Source organism: Corynebacterium belfantii (assembly GCF_041898185.1).
In the GTDB taxonomy this organism is placed as follows: domain Bacteria; phylum Actinomycetota; class Actinomycetes; order Mycobacteriales; family Mycobacteriaceae; genus Corynebacterium; species Corynebacterium belfantii.
Genome location: NZ_CP157823.1, coordinates 568,378 through 592,738, shown reverse-complemented (window position 1 = coordinate 592,738; position 24,361 = coordinate 568,378). Strand labels below are relative to the sequence as shown.

General features: G+C 53.2%; 20 protein-coding genes and 4 pseudogenes. 9 read left to right on the top strand and 15 right to left on the bottom strand.

The genetic code is table 11. The features are described 5' to 3' along the window. Window positions 1-24 precede the first annotated feature (24 nt). A pseudogene (locus tag ABMV07_RS03125) lies at window positions 25-646 on the top strand (ATP-binding protein); the annotation flags it as partial. 123 nt (window positions 647-769) lie between these two features. Beyond that, a pseudogene (locus tag ABMV07_RS03120) lies at window positions 770-1,358 on the top strand (transposase); the annotation flags it as partial. Between the two features lie 151 nt (window positions 1,359-1,509). On the opposite strand, the gene ABMV07_RS03115 reads toward ABMV07_RS03120, so the two are convergent. The 11 genes from ABMV07_RS03115 to ABMV07_RS03065 all read right to left on the bottom strand — a co-directional run bounded on the left by ABMV07_RS03115 (window position 1,510) and on the right by ABMV07_RS03065 (window position 13,457). Next, a complete protein-coding gene (locus ABMV07_RS03115) occupies window positions 1,510-1,836 on the bottom strand; it encodes a DUF3017 domain-containing protein (RefSeq protein ID WP_014306564.1) in 327 nt (108 codons plus the stop codon). After that, a complete protein-coding gene (locus ABMV07_RS03110; RefSeq protein ID WP_196977899.1) occupies window positions 1,829-2,674 on the bottom strand; it encodes a bifunctional methylenetetrahydrofolate dehydrogenase/methenyltetrahydrofolate cyclohydrolase in 846 nt (281 codons plus the stop codon). Before ABMV07_RS03110 ends, ABMV07_RS03115 begins: the two co-directional genes overlap by 8 nt. A gap of 221 nt (window positions 2,675-2,895) precedes the next feature. After that, on the bottom strand, window positions 2,896-3,567 hold the full coding sequence (locus ABMV07_RS03105; RefSeq protein ID WP_088267642.1) for a metal-dependent transcriptional regulator: 672 nt from the start codon (window positions 3,565-3,567) through the stop codon (window positions 2,896-2,898). Further along, entirely contained in the window at window positions 3,525-4,331 is an 807-nt protein-coding gene (locus tag ABMV07_RS03100) for a metal ABC transporter permease (protein WP_088267643.1), read from the bottom strand. The genes ABMV07_RS03105 and ABMV07_RS03100 overlap by 43 nt, the downstream gene beginning before the upstream one ends. Beyond that, window positions 4,328-5,161, bottom strand: coding sequence for a metal ABC transporter permease (locus ABMV07_RS03095; protein ID WP_088267644.1), 834 nt, complete (start codon window positions 5,159-5,161; stop codon window positions 4,328-4,330). Before ABMV07_RS03095 ends, ABMV07_RS03100 begins: the two co-directional genes overlap by 4 nt. Beyond that, on the bottom strand, window positions 5,151-5,936 hold the full coding sequence (locus ABMV07_RS03090) for a metal ABC transporter ATP-binding protein (RefSeq protein WP_088267645.1): 786 nt from the start codon (window positions 5,934-5,936) through the stop codon (window positions 5,151-5,153). The genes ABMV07_RS03095 and ABMV07_RS03090 overlap by 11 nt, the downstream gene beginning before the upstream one ends. Before the next feature lie 68 nt (window positions 5,937-6,004). After that, window positions 6,005-6,970 (bottom strand): metal ABC transporter substrate-binding protein, encoded by a 966-nt coding sequence (locus ABMV07_RS03085; RefSeq protein WP_088267646.1) that lies wholly within the window; start codon window positions 6,968-6,970, stop codon window positions 6,005-6,007. Between the two features lie 67 nt (window positions 6,971-7,037). Next, window positions 7,038-8,378 (bottom strand): PH domain-containing protein, encoded by a 1,341-nt coding sequence (locus ABMV07_RS03080; RefSeq protein ID WP_196981433.1) that lies wholly within the window; start codon window positions 8,376-8,378, stop codon window positions 7,038-7,040. Window positions 8,379-8,485: 107 nt separating this feature from the next. Further along, window positions 8,486-9,835 carry an IS256-like element IS1132 family transposase gene (locus tag ABMV07_RS03075; protein WP_374063848.1) on the bottom strand — a complete coding sequence of 450 codons (1,350 nt, stop codon included), beginning with the start codon at window positions 9,833-9,835 and terminating at the stop codon, window positions 8,486-8,488. Window positions 9,836-9,865: 30 nt separating this feature from the next. Continuing rightward, window positions 9,866-10,273 (bottom strand): PH domain-containing protein, encoded by a 408-nt coding sequence (locus tag ABMV07_RS03070; RefSeq protein ID WP_374065003.1) that lies wholly within the window; start codon window positions 10,271-10,273, stop codon window positions 9,866-9,868. A 40-nt stretch (window positions 10,274-10,313) separates the two neighbouring features. Beyond that, complete coding sequence (locus tag ABMV07_RS03065; protein ID WP_374064854.1) at window positions 10,314-13,457, bottom strand: error-prone DNA polymerase; 3,144 nt, start codon at window positions 13,455-13,457, stop codon at window positions 10,314-10,316. 193 nt (window positions 13,458-13,650) lie between these two features. On the opposite strand from ABMV07_RS03065, the gene ABMV07_RS03060 reads away from it, so the two are divergent. The 5 genes from ABMV07_RS03060 to ABMV07_RS03040 all read left to right on the top strand — a co-directional run bounded on the left by ABMV07_RS03060 (window position 13,651) and on the right by ABMV07_RS03040 (window position 18,841). Continuing rightward, window positions 13,651-14,523, top strand: a complete 873-nt coding sequence (locus tag ABMV07_RS03060; protein ID WP_196981435.1) for a MetQ/NlpA family ABC transporter substrate-binding protein — start codon at window positions 13,651-13,653, stop codon at window positions 14,521-14,523. Between the two features lie 174 nt (window positions 14,524-14,697). Further along, on the top strand, window positions 14,698-15,570 hold the full coding sequence (locus ABMV07_RS03055) for a MetQ/NlpA family ABC transporter substrate-binding protein (RefSeq protein ID WP_374064853.1): 873 nt from the start codon (window positions 14,698-14,700) through the stop codon (window positions 15,568-15,570). A 36-nt stretch (window positions 15,571-15,606) separates the two neighbouring features. Then, the gene (locus ABMV07_RS03050; protein ID WP_088267651.1) at window positions 15,607-16,629 is read left to right on the top strand and encodes a methionine ABC transporter ATP-binding protein; all 1,023 of its coding nucleotides are present in this window, start codon (window positions 15,607-15,609) and stop codon (window positions 16,627-16,629) included. Beyond that, on the top strand, window positions 16,626-17,303 hold the full coding sequence (locus tag ABMV07_RS03045; protein ID WP_004566952.1) for a methionine ABC transporter permease: 678 nt from the start codon (window positions 16,626-16,628) through the stop codon (window positions 17,301-17,303). Before ABMV07_RS03050 ends, ABMV07_RS03045 begins: the two co-directional genes overlap by 4 nt. A 98-nt stretch (window positions 17,304-17,401) precedes the next feature. Next, entirely contained in the window at window positions 17,402-18,841 is a 1,440-nt protein-coding gene (locus ABMV07_RS03040; protein WP_374064852.1) for a mechanosensitive ion channel family protein, read from the top strand. 16 nt (window positions 18,842-18,857) lie between these two features. On the opposite strand, the gene ABMV07_RS03035 is transcribed toward ABMV07_RS03040, so the two are convergent. Then, on the bottom strand, window positions 18,858-19,736 hold the full coding sequence (locus ABMV07_RS03035) for a sucrase ferredoxin (RefSeq protein WP_196977895.1): 879 nt from the start codon (window positions 19,734-19,736) through the stop codon (window positions 18,858-18,860). 105 nt (window positions 19,737-19,841) lie between these two features. Between ABMV07_RS03035 and ABMV07_RS03030 the strand changes: the two genes are divergently transcribed. Continuing rightward, window positions 19,842-20,543, top strand: a complete 702-nt coding sequence (locus tag ABMV07_RS03030; RefSeq protein WP_196977894.1) for a hypothetical protein — start codon at window positions 19,842-19,844, stop codon at window positions 20,541-20,543. A gap of 3 nt (window positions 20,544-20,546) precedes the next feature. Here ABMV07_RS03030 and ABMV07_RS03025 read toward each other — a convergent pair whose 3' ends face one another. Continuing rightward, the gene (locus tag ABMV07_RS03025) at window positions 20,547-21,974 is read right to left on the bottom strand and encodes a DNA polymerase Y family protein (RefSeq protein ID WP_374065002.1); all 1,428 of its coding nucleotides are present in this window, start codon (window positions 21,972-21,974) and stop codon (window positions 20,547-20,549) included. Between the two features lie 119 nt (window positions 21,975-22,093). Continuing rightward, window positions 22,094-22,777: a hypothetical protein gene (locus ABMV07_RS03020; RefSeq protein ID WP_196977892.1), complete on the bottom strand. Its 684-nt coding sequence runs from the start codon at window positions 22,775-22,777 to the stop codon at window positions 22,094-22,096. A gap of 124 nt (window positions 22,778-22,901) precedes the next feature. Between ABMV07_RS03020 and ABMV07_RS03015 the strand changes: the two are divergent. After that, a pseudogene (locus tag ABMV07_RS03015) lies at window positions 22,902-23,343 on the top strand (hypothetical protein). Between the two features lie 12 nt (window positions 23,344-23,355). On the opposite strand, the pseudogene ABMV07_RS03010 reads toward ABMV07_RS03015, so the two are convergent. Beyond that, window positions 23,356-24,341: pseudogene (locus tag ABMV07_RS03010) on the bottom strand (ABC transporter substrate-binding protein). Window positions 24,342-24,361 lie beyond the last annotated feature (20 nt).

The window sequence follows — 24,361 nt, the reverse complement described above, 5'->3', positions numbered from 1 at the left end:
GCACACAAACAATCGGACACTCTCGAAACTGCGGCCAAACGTCGGCAAACCAACATCGCAAAAGCCATCGCCCAAGCGAAATTCCGCTATCCGGGAGCAACACTCGCCGAGCTGATCAAACCCAATGAACGAGGGCTGAATCTACGCCAGCTCAAACGACTGGCCACAACACCCTAGCGCGACGAACCTTCCAATGTACACGTCCTGGCGCCGACCGGTGCGGGTAAAACCTACATCGCCTGCGCTATCGGTATTGCTGCCTGCCAGGCTGAATACAGTGTCGCGTACTACCGGCTGGATCAGCTCGTCGATGAATTAGGGGCCTTCCTGCCAGCAGATGAACGCTATGTAGCTAAGATGCGCAAGCTACAAAACATTGATGTACTCATCCTCGATGATTTCCTGACTATTGGAATCGACCAGCGCGGACAAGAAGACCTAACCAAGATCATATTCGACCGCGACGGCAGACTGCCGACCATCATCGTCTCTCAGACAACCGCCGCCTACTGGATAAAGAAACTACCCGACCCCGTCGGAGCAGACTCACCGATCAGCAGACGAGGGTACCGGACAGCGCATCGAACTCGGCGACTACGACATGCACCAACACCTGGCAAGCGCCACACATGGCGTCAACGAGTAGTCGATCGGATTAGAGGCCCGGCCACTGGCCCCAACAAGGCCAGCTGCCCGGCCCTACCACCTAGTCGGAATCCAGCCCTACCACCGTTCCGCAACACCCCTACCAACAAGCCACTCTTAGCACGCAGTCGAGGAGCAACTACCACAAGCAAACAAAGTCATAGACCCCTTTCCATGTAGTGCATCTAGCAGCCGACAAACTCACCAGTTGCCGACAAAGACTCCAACGCGAGACCACCGGGTGTCGCGGATGCAAAGATGACCCACTGTACAAGCACCGGCGCACCCTGTTGACCAGGACGAACTATCTCACCCAGCGACAAAAGCAACGCTTAGAAATGTTGTGGGCCACCGATGACGACTACGTGGCCCTAGAAGTAACATGGCTGCTCTACCAAGACATGATCGCAGCGTACGCGCATCCGAAGAAATCAGAAGGCAAAAAGCTCATGGAACGCATCATCCACACCCTGCGTAAAGGATTACCGAAAAGTTTAGAAAAGCTCGCCCAACTGGGACGCACCCTGTGGCGAAGACGCAAAGATGTGCTTGCCTACTTCGATATCGGTGCGTCCAACGGCCCCGTCGAGGCAATCAACGGCAGACTCGAACACCTACGCGGCATCGCCCTAGGATTTAAAAACCTCAACCACTACATCTTGCGGTGCCTAATCCACTCCGGACAGCTACAAGACAAAATCAACGCACTCTAAAACCGGAAGGACCGCTTAACCACGCGTTTCGACGCATTCCACTATCTGGACTTCTCACTTTTCATAGAAAAATTTTCAAAATAGACAAGACAAAAGCACTGCAAACAAAAGCTTCGCAGCGCTCAGTTCACTATGCCATTTCCCTACCCCATCACGATCCTAAAGAATCGATCGAATAGGACAAAAACACCATCATCCCGCCTACTACAAGGCTGAAAGCAACATCGAAAACTACGGATCGAACTGCCAACACACCAAGAATTTTCGAATCACATACAACACGGAGCACAGCCAAAAACAACAGCGCCACGCCCAGCGCAAATGTCGCGCGCCTCCAATGCTCTGTAAAAGCGAATATTCCAGAAGAAACAACAATTCCTACAAACGCTGCCACTGCGATGTACTGGAGGTAGGAAGGAATCGGCGATTCCTTCCTACCCACATCATGCGGGTTGTCAAAAGGCGAAAGCCTAGGCACGCTCAGCACGCTCTACTACGTTACGAATCAAGAAAGCGCGAGTCAGCGGTCCAACTCCACCAGGATTTGGAGAAACAGCACCTGCAACATCCCAGACATCAGGGTGAACGTCGCCAAGCAGTTTGCCGTCAACACGCGATACTCCCACATCAAGAATCGCAGCACCCCGTTTGACCATATCGGCCGTTAACATGTGCACTTTACCCGCAGCAGCAACAATGACATCAGCTTCACGAGTCTCCGCAGCAAGATCACGAGTACCCGTATGACACAGCGTAACGGTAGAGTTCTCACTTCTCCGCGTCAACATCAAACCAATAGAACGCCCAACAGTCACACCACGTCCAATTACAACTACCTTTTTGCCATCTAGCTCGACTCCAAAACGACGCAACAGATGAATTGCACCATTAGGGGTACATGGCAACGGAGCAGGCTCATTCAAAACCAATTTACCCAGATTCACTGGGTGCAAACCATCGGCATCTTTCTCAGGATCAATGCGCTCTAGCACCGCATTCTCATCCAAATGCTTTGGCAATGGAAGCTGCACAATGTAGCCAGTGCACTCAGGATCAGCATTTAGCTCATCAATAACAGCCAACAGCTCTTCTTGAGTCACATCAGCGGGAAGATCCTTACGGATCGACTTCACACCAACAATTTCACAATCTTTGTGCTTCATACGGACATAGGCGTGGCTGGCAGGGTCATCGCCGACAAGAACAGTCGCAAGACCTGGCACGATCCCTTTCTCTCGGAGAGAATTGACACGTCCTTTAAGATCTTCGAAAATTTCGTCGCGGTACAAGTTTCCGTCAAGTTTGATAGCACTCACGGCCTTGATTATTGCATGTGTTGAGGAAAGAATCGACGACTCCTTCCTATAACCGCAGGTCCATTGTTAAAAATGCGCAAAATACTTTTGGTATTTTAATGAATTGCCAATGTTTCTCAGCCCACACGCCTAATCCTGTACGCATAAATAAATGAAACAGGGCAACTAGCGCCAACCATGACGAAATTTGCCCTGTTAAAAAAGGACTATTTTGCACAAACCTAAGAATCTATTTTGCGAGCGTTTATAGCCCACAAACTACTTTCTGCGAGTGGGACGTCTTTGTCGCCTACCTTCACAATATTCATGCCTGGATAAGCAGGTTCACCAATAATGACACGAACGCCTGGCAATACTCCGTGCTCGGCTAAATAGCGCAGCAGGTTGGCATCGCGATCATGGATTCGCTCGATTATGACTTCTTCTCCAACCACAAACTCACCAAGCTGATGAATCGGGACAGAATCGACGATTCCTTCCTCAGATGGGATTGGGTCTCCATGTGGATCACGAGACGGGTTACCAAGGTGATCGTCGATACGTTGAAGAAGCTTGTCCGTCATCGCGTGCTCAAGAATCTCGGCTTCCTCATGGACTTCATCCCAACCAAAACCTAGGGTTTCAAAGAGAAACATTTCCACAAGACGGTGACGACGCACTATCTGTTTCGCTAAAACTTCGCCCTGCTCAGTGAGCATAATACCCCCGTAGCGCTCGTGGTCTAACAAACCACGAGCCACGAGTTTTTTAACAGCTTCAGATGCGGTGGGAGTTTTTTGAGACATTCGGGATGCTAACTCGCCGAGGGAGACGGGCTTGCCAGTAGCCTCGTGCATATCCCACACGTTTTTCAAGTAGTCCTGGGACTTTTCAGGCAGCTCAGAGACATGCATAGACAGTAGAATACACCAGCGACGATGGCGATCGTGCCTCCAACAGACAGTTTGAAGTAAACCGCGATAAATAATCCCGCCAGGCTAATCACAACACCAGCAATTGGCGCAGCGACCATCAGCTGTCTCGGTGACGCTACGACAGTTTTTAATCCAGCAGCTGGCGCTGCAATTAATGCAATAGACAAAATGGTACCAATTGCAGGAATAACACACACTACTGTCGCTACTATCATCCCGAGAATCAGTGCTTCAGCACGATGCTGCTTTCCACCTGCCGCGACGAATCCAGGTTCGTCAAAGCAATACAGAATTAAAGATAAGTGGAAAGAATTGACGATTCCTACCACTGCGACAAGAACTACAGCCGAAACAAGCACGTCGATAAGGCGTACGCTCAGTACGGATCCAGCAAGAAATCCTTCGATACGAATGGGAAGCGGCGCAAACCACTTGTTCAAAAAGTAACCAAGTGCGAATCCCACAGTAAGAACGACACCAGCAGACGCTTGGGCGGTTTGTGTTGAAAGTCGAGTAAGACGGCGCATAAGCCATGACATGCCAATGCACATCAATAAGGCTCCAAGGAATAGCCCATTCCTTCCAGCAATGACCACACCGAGAATGGCACCTGGGAACGTTGCATGTGTGATGGATTCGGTGAAGAAAACTCGTCCTTTGAGGACAGCAAAAACTCCGACAATGCCGCAAAGAGCACCAACGATGATCAGTTCAATGGTAGGAAGAAGCAGAATCGCGGTCATGCTGACCTCCCTACAAACCCACGCACGCGATAGAAAGCGAGAGCGATACCGTACATGGCGACCACGCTGAGGGCTACAGATGCTTGAGGAGAGATACGCGGTGATAATCCTGAGAGCCAGACACCGAGGTAGCCCCCTGCGATTCCGAAGACCATGGCGAGAGGCACCATGGTATGCACACGGGTTGCGATTAGGCGCGCTGCAGCACCTGGAATACACAGGTAGCCAATAACGAGAAGAGTTCCGATAGCAGTCGACGACGCCACCACAACCGCAGCAATCGCAACGTTAATCGCAAGATCGATGGCTAAAAGGTTAACACCCGTCGCGCGAGCGCCTTCCCTATCGAAGGCAACGAAGATATGGGTTCGCCACGTCCATAACATAACGACCACAGCAATCGCACACACTACGAGAGCTTGAATCAACCGTTCATCGGTAACTTCCAAAAGACGTCCAAACATCAATGCTTCTAATTGCCCAGACATGTCTCCTTTTTTGAGAGACAAGACGATTCCTACCGAAAAAAACGACGTCAAAACCACAGCTGTACCGGCTTCCGAGTGGCGCGAAGCAAACGTCAACGCAATAGCAACAAGCGCTGCGACGGCCGATGCAGCAGGGATAATCATGTCAATTCCACCAAAAACTGCCCCTGCAACAATCCCCGGAAAAACTGAGTGGACTACCGCCTCGGCATTGAATTCCAAAGAGCGCAGGTTCACCACGACTCCGACAAGTCCAGAAACAAAACCGAGTACGGTGAGCAAGATAAGTGGCCGAAGCAGATACGGCGCTATTCCCGTGATCTCAGAAAGCTCAATGAGCATGGTGTCCCCCATATGCTTGAGCAATCACATCGGGCTGTAACACATCGTCAATAGGCCCGAACGCCACTTGTCTACCCGCAAGAAGTAGCACTTTATCGCAGGTTTCTTCTGCAAGAACAAGATCATGCGTAGATACGACGATTGCAACTCCTTCCTTTTTAATTTCGGAAAGAATCGCCAATAATGCTTTACGGTTCGGATCGTCTAATCCGTTGAACGGTTCGTCGAGAAGCATCAACATTGGCTGTGACACCAGAGCGCGCGCGATCAGCACACGTTGGCGTTGCCCGCCTGAAAGCTGCCCAAACCGATAATTAGCGCGATCTGCCAGACCAACGCATTGCAAGGCTGCCATAGTCCGTGGATCTTTCGCCGGATTCGGCTGTAAAAATGACGGCCACCACCACCGATTCTTCTTCGCCCCGCGTATCCCCATCGCAACGACGTCGCGAGCTGTCACTGGGAAAGTCGGATCAAGTTCAGCCGTCTGTGGCACGTAACCGATCGCACCAGCCGCCAGATGTAGTTGGGAAGAATCGACGATTCCTACCAACCCTTTCAACACGGTCGACTTTCCCGCACCGTTGGGGCCGATGAGTGCAAGTGCTTCGCCTTTATGGAGAGAACCGTCGATTCCTTCCAATACAGTGACGCGATTAGTACCTCGACCGTAAGAAAAGCTGGCTGCGTCGAAACGCACGACCGGCGCGCTGTCAGTAGCGGCACCGGTCGTGCGTTCGAAGTTCTTGCCAGCAGCTGAGCTGTCTGTATGCATAGTTGAGAGTGAACTTTGTGTTGAGATGTATAAATCGGATAGTTACTGAATGTGTTTACCGATTGCTGTTAGTGTGCGATGGATGCTGGTTTTTCGGCAATCTTGCCACCCCAGCCGTCGATAAGCGTTTCAACGTTGTGAACAATCGACTGCGTGTAGGTGACGTCTGGGCCTAGGGAGTCACCGTAGAGTTCGCCACCGAGTTTAACTCCGGCAGCCTTTGCTACTGCTTCGATTGACCGAGGATTGTTAGAGTTTTCCGCGAATAGTGCCTTGGCTTTGGAGTCGCGCACCTGCTGTGCAGCCTTGGCGATATGGTCGGCGGTGGCATCTTGCTGTTCGTTGAAGTCGCTGAGCGCTGCACCGATGAACTTGACGTTGTAATCACGGGAGAAATACCCGAATGCGTCATGGGAGGTGAATAGGATTCGCTCGGCCTCTGGGACAGATTTCAGGGATTGTACAGTCCAGGTGTCGAGGTCTTCTAGCTGGCTGATGTAGCTATCCACGTGCTTCTTGTAGTCATCAGCGTGGGCAGAATCGGCGGCTTCGAGAGCTTTGCCAATGTTTGCTACCTGGATTTTTGCGTTCTTAGGGCTGGTCCAGATGTGCGGATCATTGTTGAATTCTGGTTCCTCACCATCTTCTGGTGCGAATGGCCATGGCGCAATGTTCACACCTTCGGAGGTGTCAACGGTGGTGCCTTTAAAGCCTGAGGAAACAACTGCATCGTCGAGGAAGTGCTCGAGATCAACGCCGTTTTTCAGCAAAATATCGGCTTTAGATAGCGCATCCATTTGCTCGCGAGTCATCTCGTGATCGTGTGCGGAAGCATTCGGTGCAAGCAGGCATGTGAGGTCGACGTCAGCGTCGATTTGTTTGACATAGTCGCAGATTTGAGTCGTGGTGGCGATAACTCCAAGTTTGGAGTCGTCGGCCTTCGTGCTTGTCGACGCCCCCTGACCGCCCGAACAACCAACGAGGAGGAAGGAGATGACGATTCCTCCCACAACACCACCAACGATTTTACGCATGATACTTCTCCTGTTTGACAAACTTGTTTACCAAGAACGGTAACACCTTTGTTCACAAGTAACAAGATTAATTGTTCAGCATATTGAATTTACGATCCCCCATGAGGGTAAGCAGCTTCGAAGCATCGTCACAATCCAAATCTCTAGCACTCATAGCTACCGGACCATGCACCAAATCCAAACGCACTGTGCGCAATCTCGTCCAACGCTGAATCGGCCCTTCAACACACGTCAGCTCCTGGACATGACTACGCTGCACCAACGCAGCCCGGCGCGACACCACACCCCACCGAACGACCACAATGTCGCCCAGCAGTTCCACAACTTGGGAGGAAACGTCGATAGGCGAAACCCACCGCGCACGCCGCGGACTTGAAAATGCCACGTCCTTCGGCGACTCGGGGTCAACCGTGACCCCTTTTAGCATCGCCACCAACGCCATCGCCTGCGCTTTCGACCCCACTGGCAACAACACCGAGGTCCCCACCTTTTTATCTCCTACCCCATAACCTGCAACTGTCACCGTTACTTTCCACCAACCACACAAACGCCACAACACCGGCTGCGACATACGCACAGCATGGATACGTCGCAACGGAATCGACTGCTTACGGCGATCCGCCAAACCATATTCCACATGAATCGTCGGCTCCAAATCACTGTCAGCGCTGCCCTCGTCAACCAGATCCCCGACAAACGACTGGCCTAATCGCAGCGTAAACCGCCAACCTGTATCAATAACATTCCACGCCGATGGCCCAACACCCACCAGCATTGGGATCGACACCGCTGCCCCACCTGGCACAAACCACAGACCAATAAAAACAGCCATCCACACGCCATGTGTCAACGCTGTTGCCAATAAAATGCGTTCTACTGGAATAACTAAATCATTTTTCGTGGATTCTATCTCCCCTTCTATAAGGAATCGTCGAATCTTTCCAGCACGATCCCTAGAGACATACCCAATAGTCAGAACTGAATCATTGCCGCCCGCTGTCTCGATGCGTACCTCAGCAACCCGAAAAATTCGTGCAAGAACTGATTCCACAATGTCAACCGCCTGGATACGATCTCGCCGCGCGCTACGCACTGACCGATTGATCACACCTTTAGCAACGATAACTTCGGTGTCAGTAATGCTGTATCCAATACTGCGCCACCACACGCCCGAAATTGCCCAAACGACCAGGAAAGAACCGACGATTCCTCCCAACAACCACCAAAGATATTTCTGGTGCTGCAGCACAGTTATAGCTTCGTCTTTATCCACGTTGAGGGCAATGACGACAAAGAGTGCAAAAATGCTGTGCCAAAATTGTAGTAAGGGGGTCAGCCTATGAACACGATGCATAGAGGAGACGTCGATACGTTGCTCGTGCAACGCGGTTTGTTCGATCTCACTCATAGCCCGCTAAGCCTCTCGCGCGCTTTATCGGTTAGTCGCTGACGCAACGCATACGCGTCCGCGACCGGAAGGGAGAGTGTCCGATTGTTTGTGTGCGGGGGCTTGGTTTACAAGTAGTCCGCGAATCGGTCGGGGTAAGCCACGGCTAGTTGGTTGATGGCTTGTTTCCACCCGGTGGCTTTCGCTCCTTCAATATAGCCGTTGCATTCGATGGCGCGCTTCGCTTTCTTCGCTCGCTGGGCAGCGCGCTTGTCCTCGATGTTGCAGATCATCAGCCACAGCGTTTTCAGCGCCGCGGTATCGTTCGGGAACTGGCCGCGGTTACGAGTAGCTTTACGCAGCTCAGCATTCAGCGATTCGATCGAATTCGTGGTGTAGAGTACCCGCCGTGCCGCAGGCGGGAACTGCAAAAATGGCACAAACCGGTCCCAGGCGTCGCGCCAGACTTTGACCGATTGCGGGTATTTACGGCCCAGTTCACTGGCCTCGAATGCGTCCAGGGCGGCGCGGGCGGTGTCCTCGGTCGGTGCGGTGTAGACCTCCCGTAGCGCACTTGATACGGGTTTGCGGTCTTGGTAGGACACCCACCTGTTGGCCGCCCGGATCAGGTGCACGATACAGGTCTGCACCATGGAATTCGGCCAGGTTGCCTCCACGGCTTCCGGCAGGCCTTTGAGCCCGTCGCAGCAGACGATGAACACGTCTTGGACCCCACGGTTGGCAAGGTCAGCGCACACGGATGCCCAAAAACTGGCGCCTTCATTGTCTGCGATCCACAATCCCAGGATGTGCTTGATGCCGTCCATGTCGACGCCTACCGCCATGTAGCAAGACTTGTTGACCACGCGGTGGCCATCGCGGATCTTCACTCGCAGCGCGTCGAGGAAGATCACTGGGTAGAACTCGTCGAGCTGGCGGTTTTGCCAGATCATGACCTCTTCTAACACCGCGTCGGTAATGGTGCTGATCGTATCTGGGCTCATATCCACCCCGAGGGTGGTGGCGAGGTGGTGGCAAATATCGCGCACGGTCATCCCACCGGCGTACAGGGAGATGATCATGTCATCAAGCTCCGTCAGACGGCGGGTGCCTTTAGGCAGCATCCGCGGCGTAAACGTGCCAGCTCGATCCCGGGGCATAGTCACATCAAAGGTGCCGTAGCCAGAGTTGACGGTTTTGGTGTACGACCCGTTGCGGTGATTGCCACCATCCGGGGTGCCCAGCTGGGCTTTCGCCGTACGATCAGAGTGCGCGTATCCCAGATGCGCGTCCATTTCAGCCTGCAGACCAGCGTTGATCGATGCCTGCAAAAGACCTTTGACCAGGTCGCTGGCATCATCGGTGGAAGTCGACAACTCGCCGATCAGTTCGGCGATTTCCGGATTTTCCATCAGCTTAGCGCTGATCTCGTTGACCCTGTTCGGGTCATGACCTTTCCTCGGTGACACGGTAGTCATTATCAGTGAAACTCCTTCTGGATCAGAGCCTCACACACAAAACACCTGACACCCTCCCGGAAGGCCCGCGATGCTGGCATCGCTTGTCGACGATGCCGTGTGGATCTCTACTTCTGCAAGACCACAACGCCTCGCAATAGGCCCTTCTTGAACGTCCACGAACTGCAAACGCCCATAAGGAACCACGGTGAGAGTTCGCCACAATTTACCCTTCGTAATCAGCAATTCGTCGGTATCTTCGCGCCACCCTATCCTGCGCACCTGCGCTGGAATCAGCCATACAGCCCACCCCAAAATCGCCACCCACACCCCTGCGACAATCCACATCCATGACCACAAAAAGACAGCGGACGCAGCGCTTCCCAGTATCGACACAACAAGAAAAGGCACTACTGCACAATATCGAGCTTTCACCAGCTTTGGCGACACCGCATTCATCGTGCTATCCATAAGCATCATATTTTCACAATAAAACCTCCTAGCGGAAGTCTCGTGACCCAGCACTCATCATCTCCGCAAAAGGCAACTCCTCCACGCGATCAGCCGTCACCGACGCCACCCCATCCGCATTGTGCACCACCCCACGAACAAGTACCGCCCGCGCCACTTTTACAGCACGATTCCGCTTCCACAAGCCAACCGAGACGACTACATTGGCCAAACCTGTCTCATCTTCTAATCCCAAAAATGTGACACCCGCAGCCGTCTGCGGACGCTGCCGGTGTGTAACTACTCCTGCAAGAAGTATCCGACGAGCATTCTCACAGTTCAGCAATTCCGATGCGGGTATCACGCCACGAAGTTCTAACTGACGACGCAACAACGCCACTGGATTCTCACTGCTCACCCCTGTCATCGCAATATCTGCCGCCATCAGCTCAAACGCATTCATCCCAGGTAATGAGGGGGCAGATACCATCGACAACTCCGGCAACATAGCAGACTTCTCTGTTGCCACCACCCCCGCCTGCCACAATGCTTGTCGACGCCCCACCCCTAGCGTTTCCAATGCTCCAGATCGCGCCAATGCTTCAACCACAGCCACCCCCAATCCTGCCCTGCGCGACAAATCAGCAATGTCCCGATAAGGCGCATGGGCCACGATTGCCTCTGCCTCTGTTTTCCCTACTCCTTTAATCATGTTCAGCCCTAAGCGAATAGCCCCGTTTTCTACGGTGGCTTCTACCTGAGATTTATTGATGCTGTGGGAAAGAATCGTCAATTCCTTCCTACGAGCATCGGCTAATAACGACTGTGGCGAGTAAAAACCCATCGGCTGAGCACGAAGCAGTCCCACATAAAACTCGGCGGGATGATGGTATTTAAACCATGCGGAAAAATACACTAGCGAGGCAAAAGATCGCGAGTGGGATTCCGGAAATCCATAGGCAGCAAAGGCAACGATTTTGTTCCATAAGATGTCTGCAATATCGCCTGTAATGTTGTTTCTTCGCAATCCCGCAAAGAATCGCCGTTTCATTCTGTTCATCGTGTCAACGGATCGCCGAGAGCCCATCGCACGGCGCAGTTCGTCGGCTTCACCACCACTAAAACCTGCAGCGTCGACAGCTATGTGCATGAGTTGTTCTTGAAAAAGCGGAACTCCAAGGGTTTTGCGCAGGCTGCGTTCGAGAATCGGATGCTCGTAGGTGACCGCTTCGAGACCATTTCGTCTGCGGATGTAGGGGTGAACGGATCCGCCTTGTATGGGGCCTGGGCGCACGAGGGCTACTTCGACAACGAGGTCGAAGAATTCTCTAGGGCGAAGCCTAGGAAGTGTGGCTAGTTGTGCTCTGGATTCGACTTGGAACACTCCGACGGCATCACCGTTGCTGAGCATGGCGTAAATTTCGGGTTCGGCAAGGTCGAGTTCCCAGAGGTTAATGGTCGTTCCGGTGGTTTCCGTAACAAGGTCGATCATGTGATGGAGCGCTTCAAGCATACCGAGTCCAAGTAGATCAAATTTGACGAGCCCTGCACTCGCGCAACTTTCTTTGTCCCATTGGACGACACTGCGGCCGTGTTTTCTAGCCCATTCCGTGGGAACAACATCTGCGATGGGTCGGTCACAGATCACCATTCCTCCCGCGTGGATTCCTAGGTGTCGAGGTTGCCCTTTGAGTTGTTCCGCAAGGAATCGCACTGCGTTGGGGGCTTCGTCGGGATTAGTGGACCAAGCGTCGGCGCTGGTGTTGGGGTAGCCAAGGGCGCGGGCGGCGTCGCGAAGCGCTGCTTTAGTGCGGTAGGTGATCACATTGGCTACTTGAGCTGCGTTATCGCGACCATAGGTGTCGTACACGTAGGCAATGACGGCGTCGCGACGCCCCGATTCAATGTCAATATCAATATCTGGGGGACCTTCGCGATCGCGGGAGAGAAATCGTTCGAAGAGTAAACCGGTGCTGATCGGTTCAACGTTAGTGATGCCAAGGACAAAACAGACGACAGAGTTGGCCGCAGACCCCCTACCCTGGCACAAGATGTTGTTTGTGCGGCAGAAGCTTACGATGTCGTCGACGATGAGAAAGTATCCAGGAAATCCCAACTCTTTAATAACAGCTAACTCGTGATCAATTTGAGCCCGCGCCCGGTTTTTAACGTCTTCACTTCGCCCACGGTAGCGTGCGTCGAAACGCACGTTCACCAGCCCAGTAAGGTGAGCCATCTCATCGGGTACAGGCCAGCGTGGAAGGTTCGGCGCCACCAAATCGAGCACAAAGGCACAGTCACGGGCCACCTCAACAGAAGCGTCAAGCAGTTGCTTATCGACGCTTCCCGCCAACTCATCCCCGCCTCGCATCCATGTACTTCCCATCGGGTGCAGACGCGGTGTAGCTTGTGGCAATGATTCCCGCTGCGCTAAGGCTTGTTTCGCCCCAGCGACGCGCGCGGATACTCGATCGACTGCGCTCGGCACTGCGCTCGCGATCGCCATAAATCCGTAGCGTTGCCGAATGCTATCAAGTAGTTCGTGGTGATCTACGTCCTCGGGTCGCATGGTCACGCCGTATTCCAAAACCACGGTGTCGGGATCGAATATTTCTAGCTGTGATTCGTCAGTGCACCATGAATGGTTGAGAAGGAATCGGCAATTCTTTCCCATACCTTCAACAATCTCAGCCAGTGGCGGGTAGATAGTGACATCTTTACTGCCCCGCATACGCGCTTGGGTTATGAATCGGGACAAGCTGGTATAGCCTTCCACTCCGCGTGCTAAAACAGTCAAGATTCGTTCAGGGGCAAGAGTTAGTTCTGCACCAAAGACCGTGGGCAAACCACTAGTGGCCGCAGCCTCGGCAAATTCCATGGCCCCATAAAAACCATCACGGTCAATCAGCGCCAGTGCGCTCATCCCCTGCTGGCATGCCGCAGCAACCATGTCTTTTGGTGAATTAGCGCCATGGAGGAAATGGTAATAACTCGCTGCATGGAGTTCAGCGAATGGTTGCGATGAATAATATCGAATCTTTTCACTACCACTCCCATTACCCCCGACATTCACCAGCTTGAGCTTTTGAGGATACGTTCCCGATAAAACACCTTCTAATTGCGACCATTTGAGAGGTTTTCCATTGAAACCAGATACCCAATCCACCTTTCTAGAACTACCACATTCACACACACGTTCACATATACATGAATAAAAAAGTAGACAAAGCTGTACATTTTTTCCGAACTGGGCTACGCTCGCTAATCACACGCAGACGCCGCCTCCACTTAACGCCACATGTAGGGCATACGCAGCATGTCTACACACAAGGAGGCGTCGTAACGCATGAAACTTTTACATAAACCTCATAACAGAAAGACAAATCATGAAAATCCGCCGCAGCGTCACTTTAATCTCCGCCTCTCTTATCGCAGCAGCTGGACTTGTTGCTTGCTCCAACTCCTCCGATAGCCCCGACCAGGTAACCGTTAAGATCGGCACCACCGACGGCTCCAAAAAGTCATGGAAGGTATTCGAGGACAAAGCCAAGGAAGCCGGCATCAAGCTCGACATTAAAAACTTCTCCGATTACTCCACCCCTAACGACGCCCTCGCGCAAGACCAACTCGACGTTAACCTCTTCCAGCACCTTAAATTCCTCGCCGAATACAACGTCGGAAAGAATGCTGACCTCACCCCAGTAGGCGCTACCGAGATCGTTCCACTCGCACTGTTCTGGAAAGACCACACCTCTCTTGACGGCATCGAGGGCAAATCCGTAGCCATCCCTAACGACCCCTCCAACCAAGGCCGCGCTATCAACGTCCTCGTCCAAGCCAAGCTCCTCACCCTGAAAAAAGAAGGCCTAATCACCCCAACACCTAGCGACGTTGACGAGGCAAAATCTAAGGTAAAGCTCACCCCCGTTGATGCAGCTCAGACCACCACCGCCTACGGCGAAGGCACCCCAGCCATCATCAACAACTCCTTCCTCGACCGTGCCGGCATCGACCCTAGACTCTCCGTATTCCAGGATGATCCCAACTCCGCCGAAGCAGAGCCATACATCAACGCCTTCGTAACCAAAGCCGAAGACAAAGACGACGCCAACATCGCAAAACTCGTTGAAATCTGGCACTCCAAGGAAGTTCAAGACGCTGTAGCCGAAGACTCCAAGGGAACCTCCGTTCCAGTGCAGCGTAACACCGAAGAGCTCAAAAAAATCCTCGATCGCCTCGAAGCAGACCAAAAGAAGTAACCCTTTACATCACATCAAGCCCCGTAACCTCCGTGCGAGGTTCGCGGGGCTTGGCCCCCTTAAATAAGGACACGAAAAACGCCACACCGCTTCCCCACTAGACCGAGCTGTACATAATGCGGTTTTCTGCGATAGGCTGCCTGTGCGTTAACGAAAATAGAAAAGAGTTTTCACATGAACTTTACGAAATTCCGGACAGCATTGTCGATTCTTTCCGTAACTGTCGTTGCAGCGACCGGTTTGGCTGCGTGCTCGGACGGTTCTTCCGATGCCAACACCATCAAAATTGGTACCACGGACTCTACAAAGAAGGCGTGGGATGTATGGAAAGACAAGGCGAAGGAACAGGGCATCGACTTGGAGGTCGTGGATTTTTCTGATTTCTCCACGCCGAACCAAGCACTGTCGCAAAACCGACTCGATGTGAACTTGTTCCAGCATTTGAAATTCCTTGCGGAATATAACGTGAAGTCCAAGTCCGATTTGGCCCCCGTGGGATCGACGGAGATCATTCCGTTGGCACTGTTTTGGAAGGGTCATGATTCTCTCGATGGCATTGAGGGCCAATCGGTGGCGATCCCTAACGATCCCACGAACCAAGCTCGTGCCATTAATGTTCTAGTGGCTAACAAACTGATCACGCTGAAGAAACCAGGACTGAGCACCCCTACTCCGGCGGACGTCGATACGGCGAAGTCGAAGGTGACACTGACACCTGTGGAGGCGGCGTCATCACCTGCGGCTTATGGTGAGGGCAAGCCCGCAATTATTAACAACACGTTCTTGGAGCGGTCCGGCATTGACGCAAAGACCGCGATTGTTCAGGACGATCCGGCTTCGACGGAGGCCGAGCCTTACATTAACGTCATGGTAACCACCAAGGAGAACAAAGATAATCCCCAGTGGGCTCAGCTCATTGAATTGTGGCATACCGATGAGGTGCAAAAAGCTCTCGCGGAGGATTCTAAAGGCACCTCTGTGGAAGTAAAGCGTAGCCCCGAAGAGCTTCAGGCCATCCTGGATCGCCTCGAGGCTGAGGTGAAGTAGACCCCTTAACACGAAACGGAAGCAATTACTACACACATGAACGGAACCCGTATCGAGTTCGAAGGCATCACCAAGGTCTTCGACTCCGGTAAAAAGAACATCACAGCTCTCGATGGCGTGACCTTAACGGTCGAGCCAGGTGAGATTCTCGGCGTGATCGGTTACTCCGGCGCCGGTAAGTCCACCTTGGTGCGCATGATCAATGGCCTTGACATTCCCACCTCCGGCAAGCTGCTTCTCGACGGCACCGACATCGTCGGAATGTCCGAGAAGAAACTGCGCGACATTCGTGCCCACATCGGCATGATTTTCCAGCAGTTCAACCTGTTTACCTCTCGCACCGCTGCCGGAAATATTGAGTATCCGCTCAAGCTGGCGGGCGTCGATAAGGCTGAGCGCAAGCGACGTGTCGACGAGCTCCTCGCATTCGTGGGGCTTAGCGACCGCGGCGGCAACTACCCCGAAGAACTTTCCGGTGGCCAAAAGCAGCGCGTCGGCATCGCACGCGCGCTGGCCAACAACCCGGCACTTCTGCTTGCCGACGAAGCCACCTCCGCGCTTGACCCCGAAACCACACATGAGGTTCTCGAGCTTCTACGCAAGGTCAACCGCGAACTCGGTATCACCATCGTCGTGATCACCCACGAAATGGACGTTATTCGTTCCATTGCCGATAAAGTCGCTGTCATGGAAGCCGGCAAAGTTGTGGAATACGGCAGCGTTTATGAGGTGTTCTCGCACCCACAAACCAACGTCGCTAAGCGATTCGTGTCCACCTCATTGCGCAACACCCCCGATGCCATCGAATCCGAAGATCTCCTCGCACACGAAGGCCGCCTCTTTACCATCACCTTGTCAGAGAACTCTGGATTCTTCACCGCTGCTGCCAAAGCAAAAGACGCAGGCGCCAGCATCGGCATCGTCCACGGCGGTATCACCACCCTGCAGAAGCATTCCTTCGGCAAAGTGACCGTACGCCTCAACGGTGAAAAGTCTGTCATTGACGACTTCTACGCCTACCTCACCACCACCACCGACATCCAGGAGATCCAGCGATGACCACACACATCCTCGCCGCCGACTGGTCCCGACTCGGCGACACCTTCACCGAAGCAATCCTGGACACCCTCATCATGGTTTCCGTCACTCTCGTAGTCGGCGGACTCCTCGGCCTCGGCCTCGGCGTGCTCCTCTACACCACCCGCACAGGCGGAATCCTGCGCAACCGGTTCGTCTACACCGTCATCAACATCTTGGTGAACTTCGTACGCCCCATCCCGTTCATCATCATGATCACCGCATTCGGCCCCCTCACCCTCCGAGTCGTAGGCACCACCATCGGACGCGAAGCAGCAATGTTCATCATGTCCATTGCTGCCACCTTCGCCGTCGCCCGCATCGTGGAACAAAACCTCGTCAGCATCGACCCAGGTGTCATCGAAGCAGCCCGCGCCATGGGCGCCAGCCCCTGGAAGATCATCACTTCTGTGATCATCCCCGAAGCCCTCGGACCCCTCGTCCTCGGCTACACCTTCATCTTCATCGCCATCGTCGACATGTCTGCAATGGCCGGCTACATCGGCGGCGGCGGACTCGGAGACTTCGCCATCGTCTACGGTTACCGCGCCTACGACTGGCAGGTCACCTACGTTGCCACCTTCGTCATCATCCTCATCGTCCAGATTGCCCAACTCTTCGGTAACTGGTTATCCAAGAAGATCATGCGTCGATAAGCAAAAACTACTCAACAATGGCGCTCCCGTGAGCACAGCTACGGGGGCGCCTTCGCATCTCTTCCCGTAGCACCGACCACAGGACTACCCTTGGGCGCATGCCTTACGCCTACATCATGGAACTCACGAAACACTGGATCATCGCGCATGGATTCGCGCTGGCCATCCTCGTGATCATAGGTTTTCTGATTCCTCGTATCGGCCGCCGCATCATCGACGGCATGAGCCACGCCATCGACGAAGACACCGAAGCGTCCAAAGGACGCAAAGCCATCATCGGCGCCATCGTCTACATCGCAGAAGCAATCGCCTACGCAGCACTCATCATCACAGCCATGCACAACCTCGGCATTAACCTCGCTGCTGCTGCGATCCCTGCCACCGTCGTATCCGCCGCCGTTGGCTTCGGTTCCCAAAAAATCATCGGCGACCTTCTCGGTGGATTCTTCATCATCACCGAAAAGCAATACGGTATCGGCGACTGGGTCAAATTCTTCGGATCCGCAGCCACCGTCGAAGGCGACGTGGTCAACATGACCCTCCGCGCCACAACAATCCGCACCATCAACGGCGACGAAATCACCGTCCCCAACGGCGAAGCACGCATGTGCGTCAACTCCTCAGCACGCTGGGCCCGTGCAGTCATCTCCATCCCCGTGCCCATCACCGCCGGCAGCTCCATGGCCGAAATCAAAACGCGCACACTCGCCGCCGCACAACACGCAATCAACGACCCAGAACTCTCACCCCACATCCGCAGCGACATCTCATTCCAAGCCGCCACCGACGTCATCCCGCCCACAGCTATGGGCCTACCGTGGACCGCCACCATGCGCCTGCTTATCGACGTCGCCCCCGGCAAACAATGGCTCATCGAACGAGGCGTCCGCGCCGCAGTCATCGACGAATGGTGGAAAGACTACGGCGAAAAAGCCAGCTCCGCAGTGGTGTTGTCGGAAGGAATCGTCGATTCCTTCCGACAATTCCCCACCGATGCAGATACTCCCCTTGTATTAGCCGAAGAAACACACTCCGCTCATCCACCTGTCGCCCCTGATCCAGAAACCACACGCGCGCTTTCTCACGCAGCCGAAACTATCGACTTACCTCGTACAGAAGTCATGCGGGAAATCCAAGAACAAAGTGAAGAGGCGACAACGCCCCGACGTTCTCATGGGGTGTTGTCCTTCGGCGACCGTGTGCGACCGTCGACAAGCATCTTGATCATCTGCCTACTGGGCTTTCTCACTCTGGGGTCGATGACCTTATCCGGTGGCGAAAACAACAAAGCTGGTTGGTTAGCACCTACCCAGGCACCGGCTCCCGCTGCACCTGCGGCCCCTGTCTGGACAGAATCGACGATTCCTTCCGGAAGTATGGAGCCTTCCAGTTCCGCTGAAAGCACCATGCCTACGCCTAGTAGCAGCCCAAGCTCGTCTCCTTCAGAAACAACACTAGAAACACCAACGACTACCGACGAGCCCACTGTGGAATCGAGTTCGTCGCCATCGGCTTCCGAAAGTACTACTGCGCCTTAGCCATCAACAGTGGTGTCTAGGCTCCGTTGTCTTCAACGCGATCTGCAACCCATGCGGTGCCTGTTTTAGGAGGTTTGTGGCAGGAATCGACGATTCCTGCCACAACTTCTTCACGGAGGAACACCGTCCACGTCCTCGCCGTATGAGAATCGACGACGTGAGCGTGTGCTTCTCCTATAGAATCGACGCGCAACTGTCCTAGTGTGACGGTTTCGCCTTCCTGTGCAAGCTGCTGTGCGACAGCGACCTCCGCTATCTGGCCTTTCATTGGCCAAATTCCACGTCCTCGATTGCCGGGGAGGAAAAGCTGACCGCGTTGGGCGTACCGATACAGGTCAAATGCGGCAGGTTTGTTCAGTTGTCCCCATGTATATCCCCACGGCATGAGGACCATTGATGGCGCAAAACGATGCCCCCCAGTGTGGCTGCATTCCCAGACTGGGGAATCTGGAAACTCCTCTGTCAAAGCTTGCGCCATAGGCCGACCTTTAATCGCGCAACAAGCATCACGTTTGGCATGGGTGCATACCAAAATGATGGGCTGTGGCTCTTGCTCCGCACCGAATTGTCGATTCTTTCCAGGTCCGCTGACGTCTAATTTCAACAGATCAGTCACATCATCGACCATAAGTTTTTCTGCAACGCCTGCACTGCCAAACACTAGGTAGACAGTTTTCTTAGGACGTTCGATACGCCCTTCCCGCCCGTGCCGGCGAATGAGGTAAAAGCCACAACCTATTGCTTTAAGCGCTGCACTTGTCGCTTTATCAAATGTCCCACCGTCTAAGATGTCGTGACTCCACGGCCCATGGTACTCAAACAAAATGTAGGTATCCCCTACTTTTGCAGTTCCTGGTAGTGGACTTACGCGAACATCGGAGCACAGTTGAGCCATGCCCCCTAGAGTACCTCCCCGAAGCACATATCATTTTGGCAACGATTTGCCGAAGTCTCTCTTTTGGCTTCCCCCTGATAGGTCATAACAGGTTACGGTAGGCGTATGCATAAAAATCCCATGGTCGGTTTTGTTGCCGCACTCGGCCGCGACGTTGAGGCTTCGACGAATGACTGTGCACCGGTGTTCACGCCCGCTTATCGACGTCGCACCTTGCCAAACGCACGCGCTCTCGTTGCGGTAGGAACAGCATGCCTTATGGGATTAACTGGTTGTTCCAACGGATCAGATGCCCCCGACGCTGTGCAGGGAACTGCGAGGAAAGCTTCTTTAGCGTCATCGTCTACTTCTTCCAATGCTGGTCTGACACCGCTCGGGGATGCCAGCATCGAATCCAAGACCCATCGTCCTGATATGTCGGAAGGAATCATCACTTCTGTCCGTGTTGGACACCATGAAACATTCGATCGTGTCGTTTTTGTTTTTGAGGGCACCGGCACACCAGGTTGGTTTGTAGATTACACCGATTCCCCAGCCCAGCAAGGTAGCGGTTTTCCTATCGAGATAAAAGGCGATGCTGCTTTGATGGTGAATATTGATGGCATTGCGCTGCCGTTCGAGCTAGGCAAACCAGATCCCCAGATTGGTGTTGTGCCAGGGGTGGGTAACATTACTGAGGTAAAAGCAGCAGGAACCTTCGAGGGTCGCTCCCAGTTTGTAGTCGGCTTGGACCGCAAACATCCTTATTCTGTGCAGATGCTTCGCGAACCTACCCGTGTAGTCATCGACATTCGCAGTCAGTCTTAGTCACTATTCGTAACGTCCTTCCGCTAACCATCGGCCGTGTTCTTCTTCCCACACCACGACCCATGCCTGCACTGCCGTGTCTTTTTCTGCAACGATTTGTAATCGCGCACGCATTCCGGAATATTCGTGTTGCCACCAAGCGTCATCTACAGGCCATGGCCCAGCCCAGCTCACCACTGTGTACACATCGCGACCATAGTGGAATCTTTCAGGCTCGCGGCTCAGTTGCATCGTCGCAGTGACCGTCACTGCGTTTCCGTGAGCATCTGTAATTTTTATGCCTTCTGTGTCGACTATTCCCGGTAGCGGCGCAGGTAGTGCAGCATTCCAGACTCGTTCATCAGCGCATCGACGTTCCCCCACGGGTGCCCATCCCACACAATCGGTGCTTCCCCTACCTCCTTTTTGAAAAGGTGCCACAAAAAATTCTGGCCCGACGAGCGCCTGCACACGAGCGATCATTCGTTGTTCCGATTCCTCATCGCTCTTGTTGATTCCCCATAGCTGCGGCTGCGATGGTCGCATACATTCATAAGGTCGCAATGTCAGTTGAACGATTCCGACAGAATCTTCGATTCCTTCCGGAACAGAGGTCAGCCATGCTTCTAGTTGCCAGCGGACGCGATCGCTGATTGCGTGGTCACTTAGGTCACCGCGGGTGCGCCAAGTGCGTTCGTGGGCTTGGTTTCCGATGACTGCAATAATTTTTATGCGGTGGCAGGTCAGACCTGCATTATGCAGTTGAGTGTGCAGCTGGGCTGCTAGTGAACGTGCTAGAAAGGAGGCTTCGTCGATACGCGTAATGGGGTCTTCGGGAGTGATGCTCACGCTGTGGTCGATCTCTGGCGTGGGTGTACTCATAGTGCGCTGTGTCTGTGCTGTTGCGATAGTCCAACAGTGGTGTCCGCGTGGACCAAAACGCGTGGTGATATCGCGAAGCGATATTCGAGCAATGTCCCCGAGAGTAGTAAGGCCACATGTTTGAAGGCGCGCCACAGTGTCAGGGTCGCACTCTAAAGCCTCTTCGACTTTTAGTAATTCAGTGGGCTGGGAATCAAGGTAGCGGGCAGATCCGCCTAGGGGAACGACGGTGTTACGACGTGCGGCAATGATCGCTGTCGGAATATCATCAGCAATGCCGACGAAGCTTTCCATGCCGCTTTTTGAGGTGACATCCATAATTTTTTCTGCTGCCTTTTCTTCGCTCCCGTGGAAGGCCGCCGCACCTTGAACGTCGATAAGCACAATACCTGGGCGAGCGATCTCGACATTCGCAGCAACCTGATCGATATCACGAACAATGCGTTCAAACACTCGGGTATCACGTTCAGGGCTGTAAGGCACCATCGTGACGTTTTCGTCGAGGGTAAGGGCATGTTTTACAAGCATGCCCCTTCGTATTCCAGCTTTTCGCGCACGCGCATTACACACCATTACCCGCCGCTGGTCCACAATCATTACTGCACGATGGCCTTGCACAATACCGTCACTGTATGCGGCTTGGATCGGCCAATCTGGAAACCATAAAGCCAGCGCACGCATGAGTTTCTTTAGACCACTTTCATCGTTGTTTTCTCAGCAACAGGAGCTATGTGCTTGCCAACTATAACTCTCGAAGTTTGATAAAAACCCTTGGCCATGCCCGTTACAGTGATTTCTACAGCCTTAATACGCCCCGTCCCTTTCCCAATCCCGTGGTATCCCACCACCGCGGAAGTTAAACGCGCTGCAGGTGAAACGACATGGTCTCCCATCATGATCACGCAGCCAGCATCTGATCGTAAAGAATTACGAAATCGTTGAGTTTGGAGCGGCGTGTACGTCCTAGGAGTAGGCCCTGCACGTGTGATCACAAGATCGCATCCGTGCGCAAGGGCTGTAACAACACGTAATGAGGCGCGTTCCTGCTGGGGTACAGCAAAAATTCGCTCATAGCAACCTCCGTATCCCAGCACACCCGCATAGTTAAGATCTGGCCAGCCCACAACCCCTACCCTCCCACCAGAACCGCTCACTTGTGCGATAAATAAAATGGCAAGCAATGGGGCAATAGTAGACTCTATAATCATTCCCCGAGGCACCCCACCCCACGGCAACACGCGGGACAGTGGATCAGATAACGGAATAATGCTTTTATCTTTAGCTTTACGATTAGAATCTAAAGAAAAATCCCCGCTTTTAGATATGGATTGCATGCGTGAACGAAGTAGAGAAATTCGCTCATCAACAGCCATGGAGGCAGGATCCCCTCTCACCCCAAAAGATCGAACACCCGTTTGAACCATGTGGCTATAATAGAACCTGTGAGAACACCCCGTCAAGCCTTACGTAGCAAAGGAACTGCTAACCTTGCCCATTATGAATGGCCTATCAAGCGCAATTTCCGCAACAGCATTGCCTACGCCCATACCCACCCCACCAACAGTGCGCTTTATCAGCTCCGCTCTCATTGCTGTAGCAGTTGCAGTCTTGACCACCAGCCTTGCACGCGAGATACAAGTAATCACGCTTCTCATCAGCGCAGGTGCTGCTTTCCTAGTTCTCTTTTCCCACCCTTACCGCAAAGAGATCCGCACATTCCTCGAAAAACGCAACCTGCACTACACCCCCAAGTTTTCCCAGGTTGTTCCCCTATTCTTCGTATGGTTAGCACTCATGCTCGCCCCCCTTATTAGCACCAGCCTCCTTCTGGGTTACCGCCATCGCATTCTTCATTACCTTCGGATGGATATGGCTAACATTCCCGCATGTCGACGGCACCAGAGCACTGGCGTTCGTCGACACGCCACCACGCACGTAACCCTTCGCAGTTTTACTTCAGGAAATCCTGACCAGCAACGGTTTTAGGGAGCTGCAGCGCAGGCTTTACATCCGACGACGGAACAAGGCCGAACTGTTCAAAACCCTTATGCACATGCTCTGCACCATCAATGTTCAATGCACCCGATGTCCACATAGCGTTAGGCAAGTTGATAAAACGTTTTTGCTTCACCACAGGCAGATCCTTCGTAATTCGAAGCCGACAGCTACTCCCAACTCACGGTAGTCCACGTGTCCTCGATCCCCTCGGCACCATTACGCCCACCAGCAGCCTCAATAATTGCCCGTGGTGCACCAAACTTGCCCGAGGTAAACACAGTGTCCGAACCAATCAAAAACGAAAGCCGTGGGCGCTTTGTCCGCTTGTGGCGCCTTCTTCCACGCACCCAAGCGAGAATCCAAATCTTTGACTACAGAATCCGCAGTATCTTCATGCCCCGTAATCTTGCCAAAGTTAGCGATGCCCATCTTTACTACTTCCCACGAACTGTACACACCACGCTTCGTCGAACCTTCTTGCCGGCAAGTCTCACTAATAATGTAAGAAACAATCCCCTGCTCCTTCAAAGAATCAGGCGTAAGGTTCTTCTCCCCAGACATTCCAGAGTTCCAACCACCGATAAAAATATCTGGGTGTTTAGCAACGACTGCTTCAAAAGAAGGCGAACCTTCCACAACATCTTCTGCATTATCAATCGCCTGCCCATACTTGGCATGCAAAAGATCTCGGTCAATCTGAACTGAGCTAACATACTTACTCTTGTCTGCAGCACTTACCGACAACACCATCGAAATAATGTTGGCATCATTGACAAACAGATTGTCTGCCTGTGCATAAGCCACCTCCTTACCGCAGTTGGTAACCGTCACACCGTTATCAGCCGCACTTTGTTGAGGCTCATCCGATTGCCCACAACTAGTAAGCACTACAGGGGCACTCAATACAGGAACAAACAGAGGGAAAGGTTTAGATTTCACGTGGAAACACTCCTTTTGGG

What these genes read in the sequence shown, in the direction of transcription:
- ABMV07_RS03105 (WP_088267642.1), bottom strand. Translation starts at nt 3,567, where the DNA reads ATGCATGTCTCTGAGCTGCCTGAAAAGTCCCAGGACTACTTGAAAAAC.
- ABMV07_RS03100 (WP_088267643.1), bottom strand. Translation starts at nt 4,331, where the DNA reads ATGACCGCGATTCTGCTTCTTCCTACCATTGAACTGATCATCGTTGGT.
- ABMV07_RS03095 (WP_088267644.1), bottom strand. Translation starts at nt 5,161, where the DNA reads ATGCTCATTGAGCTTTCTGAGATCACGGGAATAGCGCCGTATCTGCTT.
- ABMV07_RS03090 (WP_088267645.1), bottom strand. Translation starts at nt 5,936, where the DNA reads ATGCATACAGACAGCTCAGCTGCTGGCAAGAACTTCGAACGCACGACC.
- ABMV07_RS03085 (WP_088267646.1), bottom strand. Translation starts at nt 6,970, where the DNA reads ATGCGTAAAATCGTTGGTGGTGTTGTGGGAGGAATCGTCATCTCCTTC.
- ABMV07_RS03080 (WP_196981433.1), bottom strand. Translation starts at nt 8,378, where the DNA reads ATGAGTGAGATCGAACAAACCGCGTTGCACGAGCAACGTATCGACGTC.
- ABMV07_RS03075 (WP_374063848.1), bottom strand. Translation starts at nt 9,835, where the DNA reads ATGACTACCGTGTCACCGAGGAAAGGTCATGACCCGAACAGGGTCAAC.
- ABMV07_RS03070 (WP_374065003.1), bottom strand. Translation starts at nt 10,273, where the DNA reads ATGAATGCGGTGTCGCCAAAGCTGGTGAAAGCTCGATATTGTGCAGTA.
- ABMV07_RS03060 (WP_196981435.1), top strand. Translation starts at nt 13,651, where the DNA reads ATGAAAATCCGCCGCAGCGTCACTTTAATCTCCGCCTCTCTTATCGCA.
- ABMV07_RS03055 (WP_374064853.1), top strand. Translation starts at nt 14,698, where the DNA reads ATGAACTTTACGAAATTCCGGACAGCATTGTCGATTCTTTCCGTAACT.
- ABMV07_RS03050 (WP_088267651.1), top strand. Translation starts at nt 15,607, where the DNA reads ATGAACGGAACCCGTATCGAGTTCGAAGGCATCACCAAGGTCTTCGAC.
- ABMV07_RS03045 (WP_004566952.1), top strand. Translation starts at nt 16,626, where the DNA reads ATGACCACACACATCCTCGCCGCCGACTGGTCCCGACTCGGCGACACC.
- ABMV07_RS03040 (WP_374064852.1), top strand. Translation starts at nt 17,402, where the DNA reads ATGCCTTACGCCTACATCATGGAACTCACGAAACACTGGATCATCGCG.
- ABMV07_RS03035 (WP_196977895.1), bottom strand. Translation starts at nt 19,736, where the DNA reads ATGGCTCAACTGTGCTCCGATGTTCGCGTAAGTCCACTACCAGGAACT.
- ABMV07_RS03030 (WP_196977894.1), top strand. Translation starts at nt 19,842, where the DNA reads ATGCATAAAAATCCCATGGTCGGTTTTGTTGCCGCACTCGGCCGCGAC.
- ABMV07_RS03020 (WP_196977892.1), bottom strand. Translation starts at nt 22,777, where the DNA reads ATGGCTGTTGATGAGCGAATTTCTCTACTTCGTTCACGCATGCAATCC.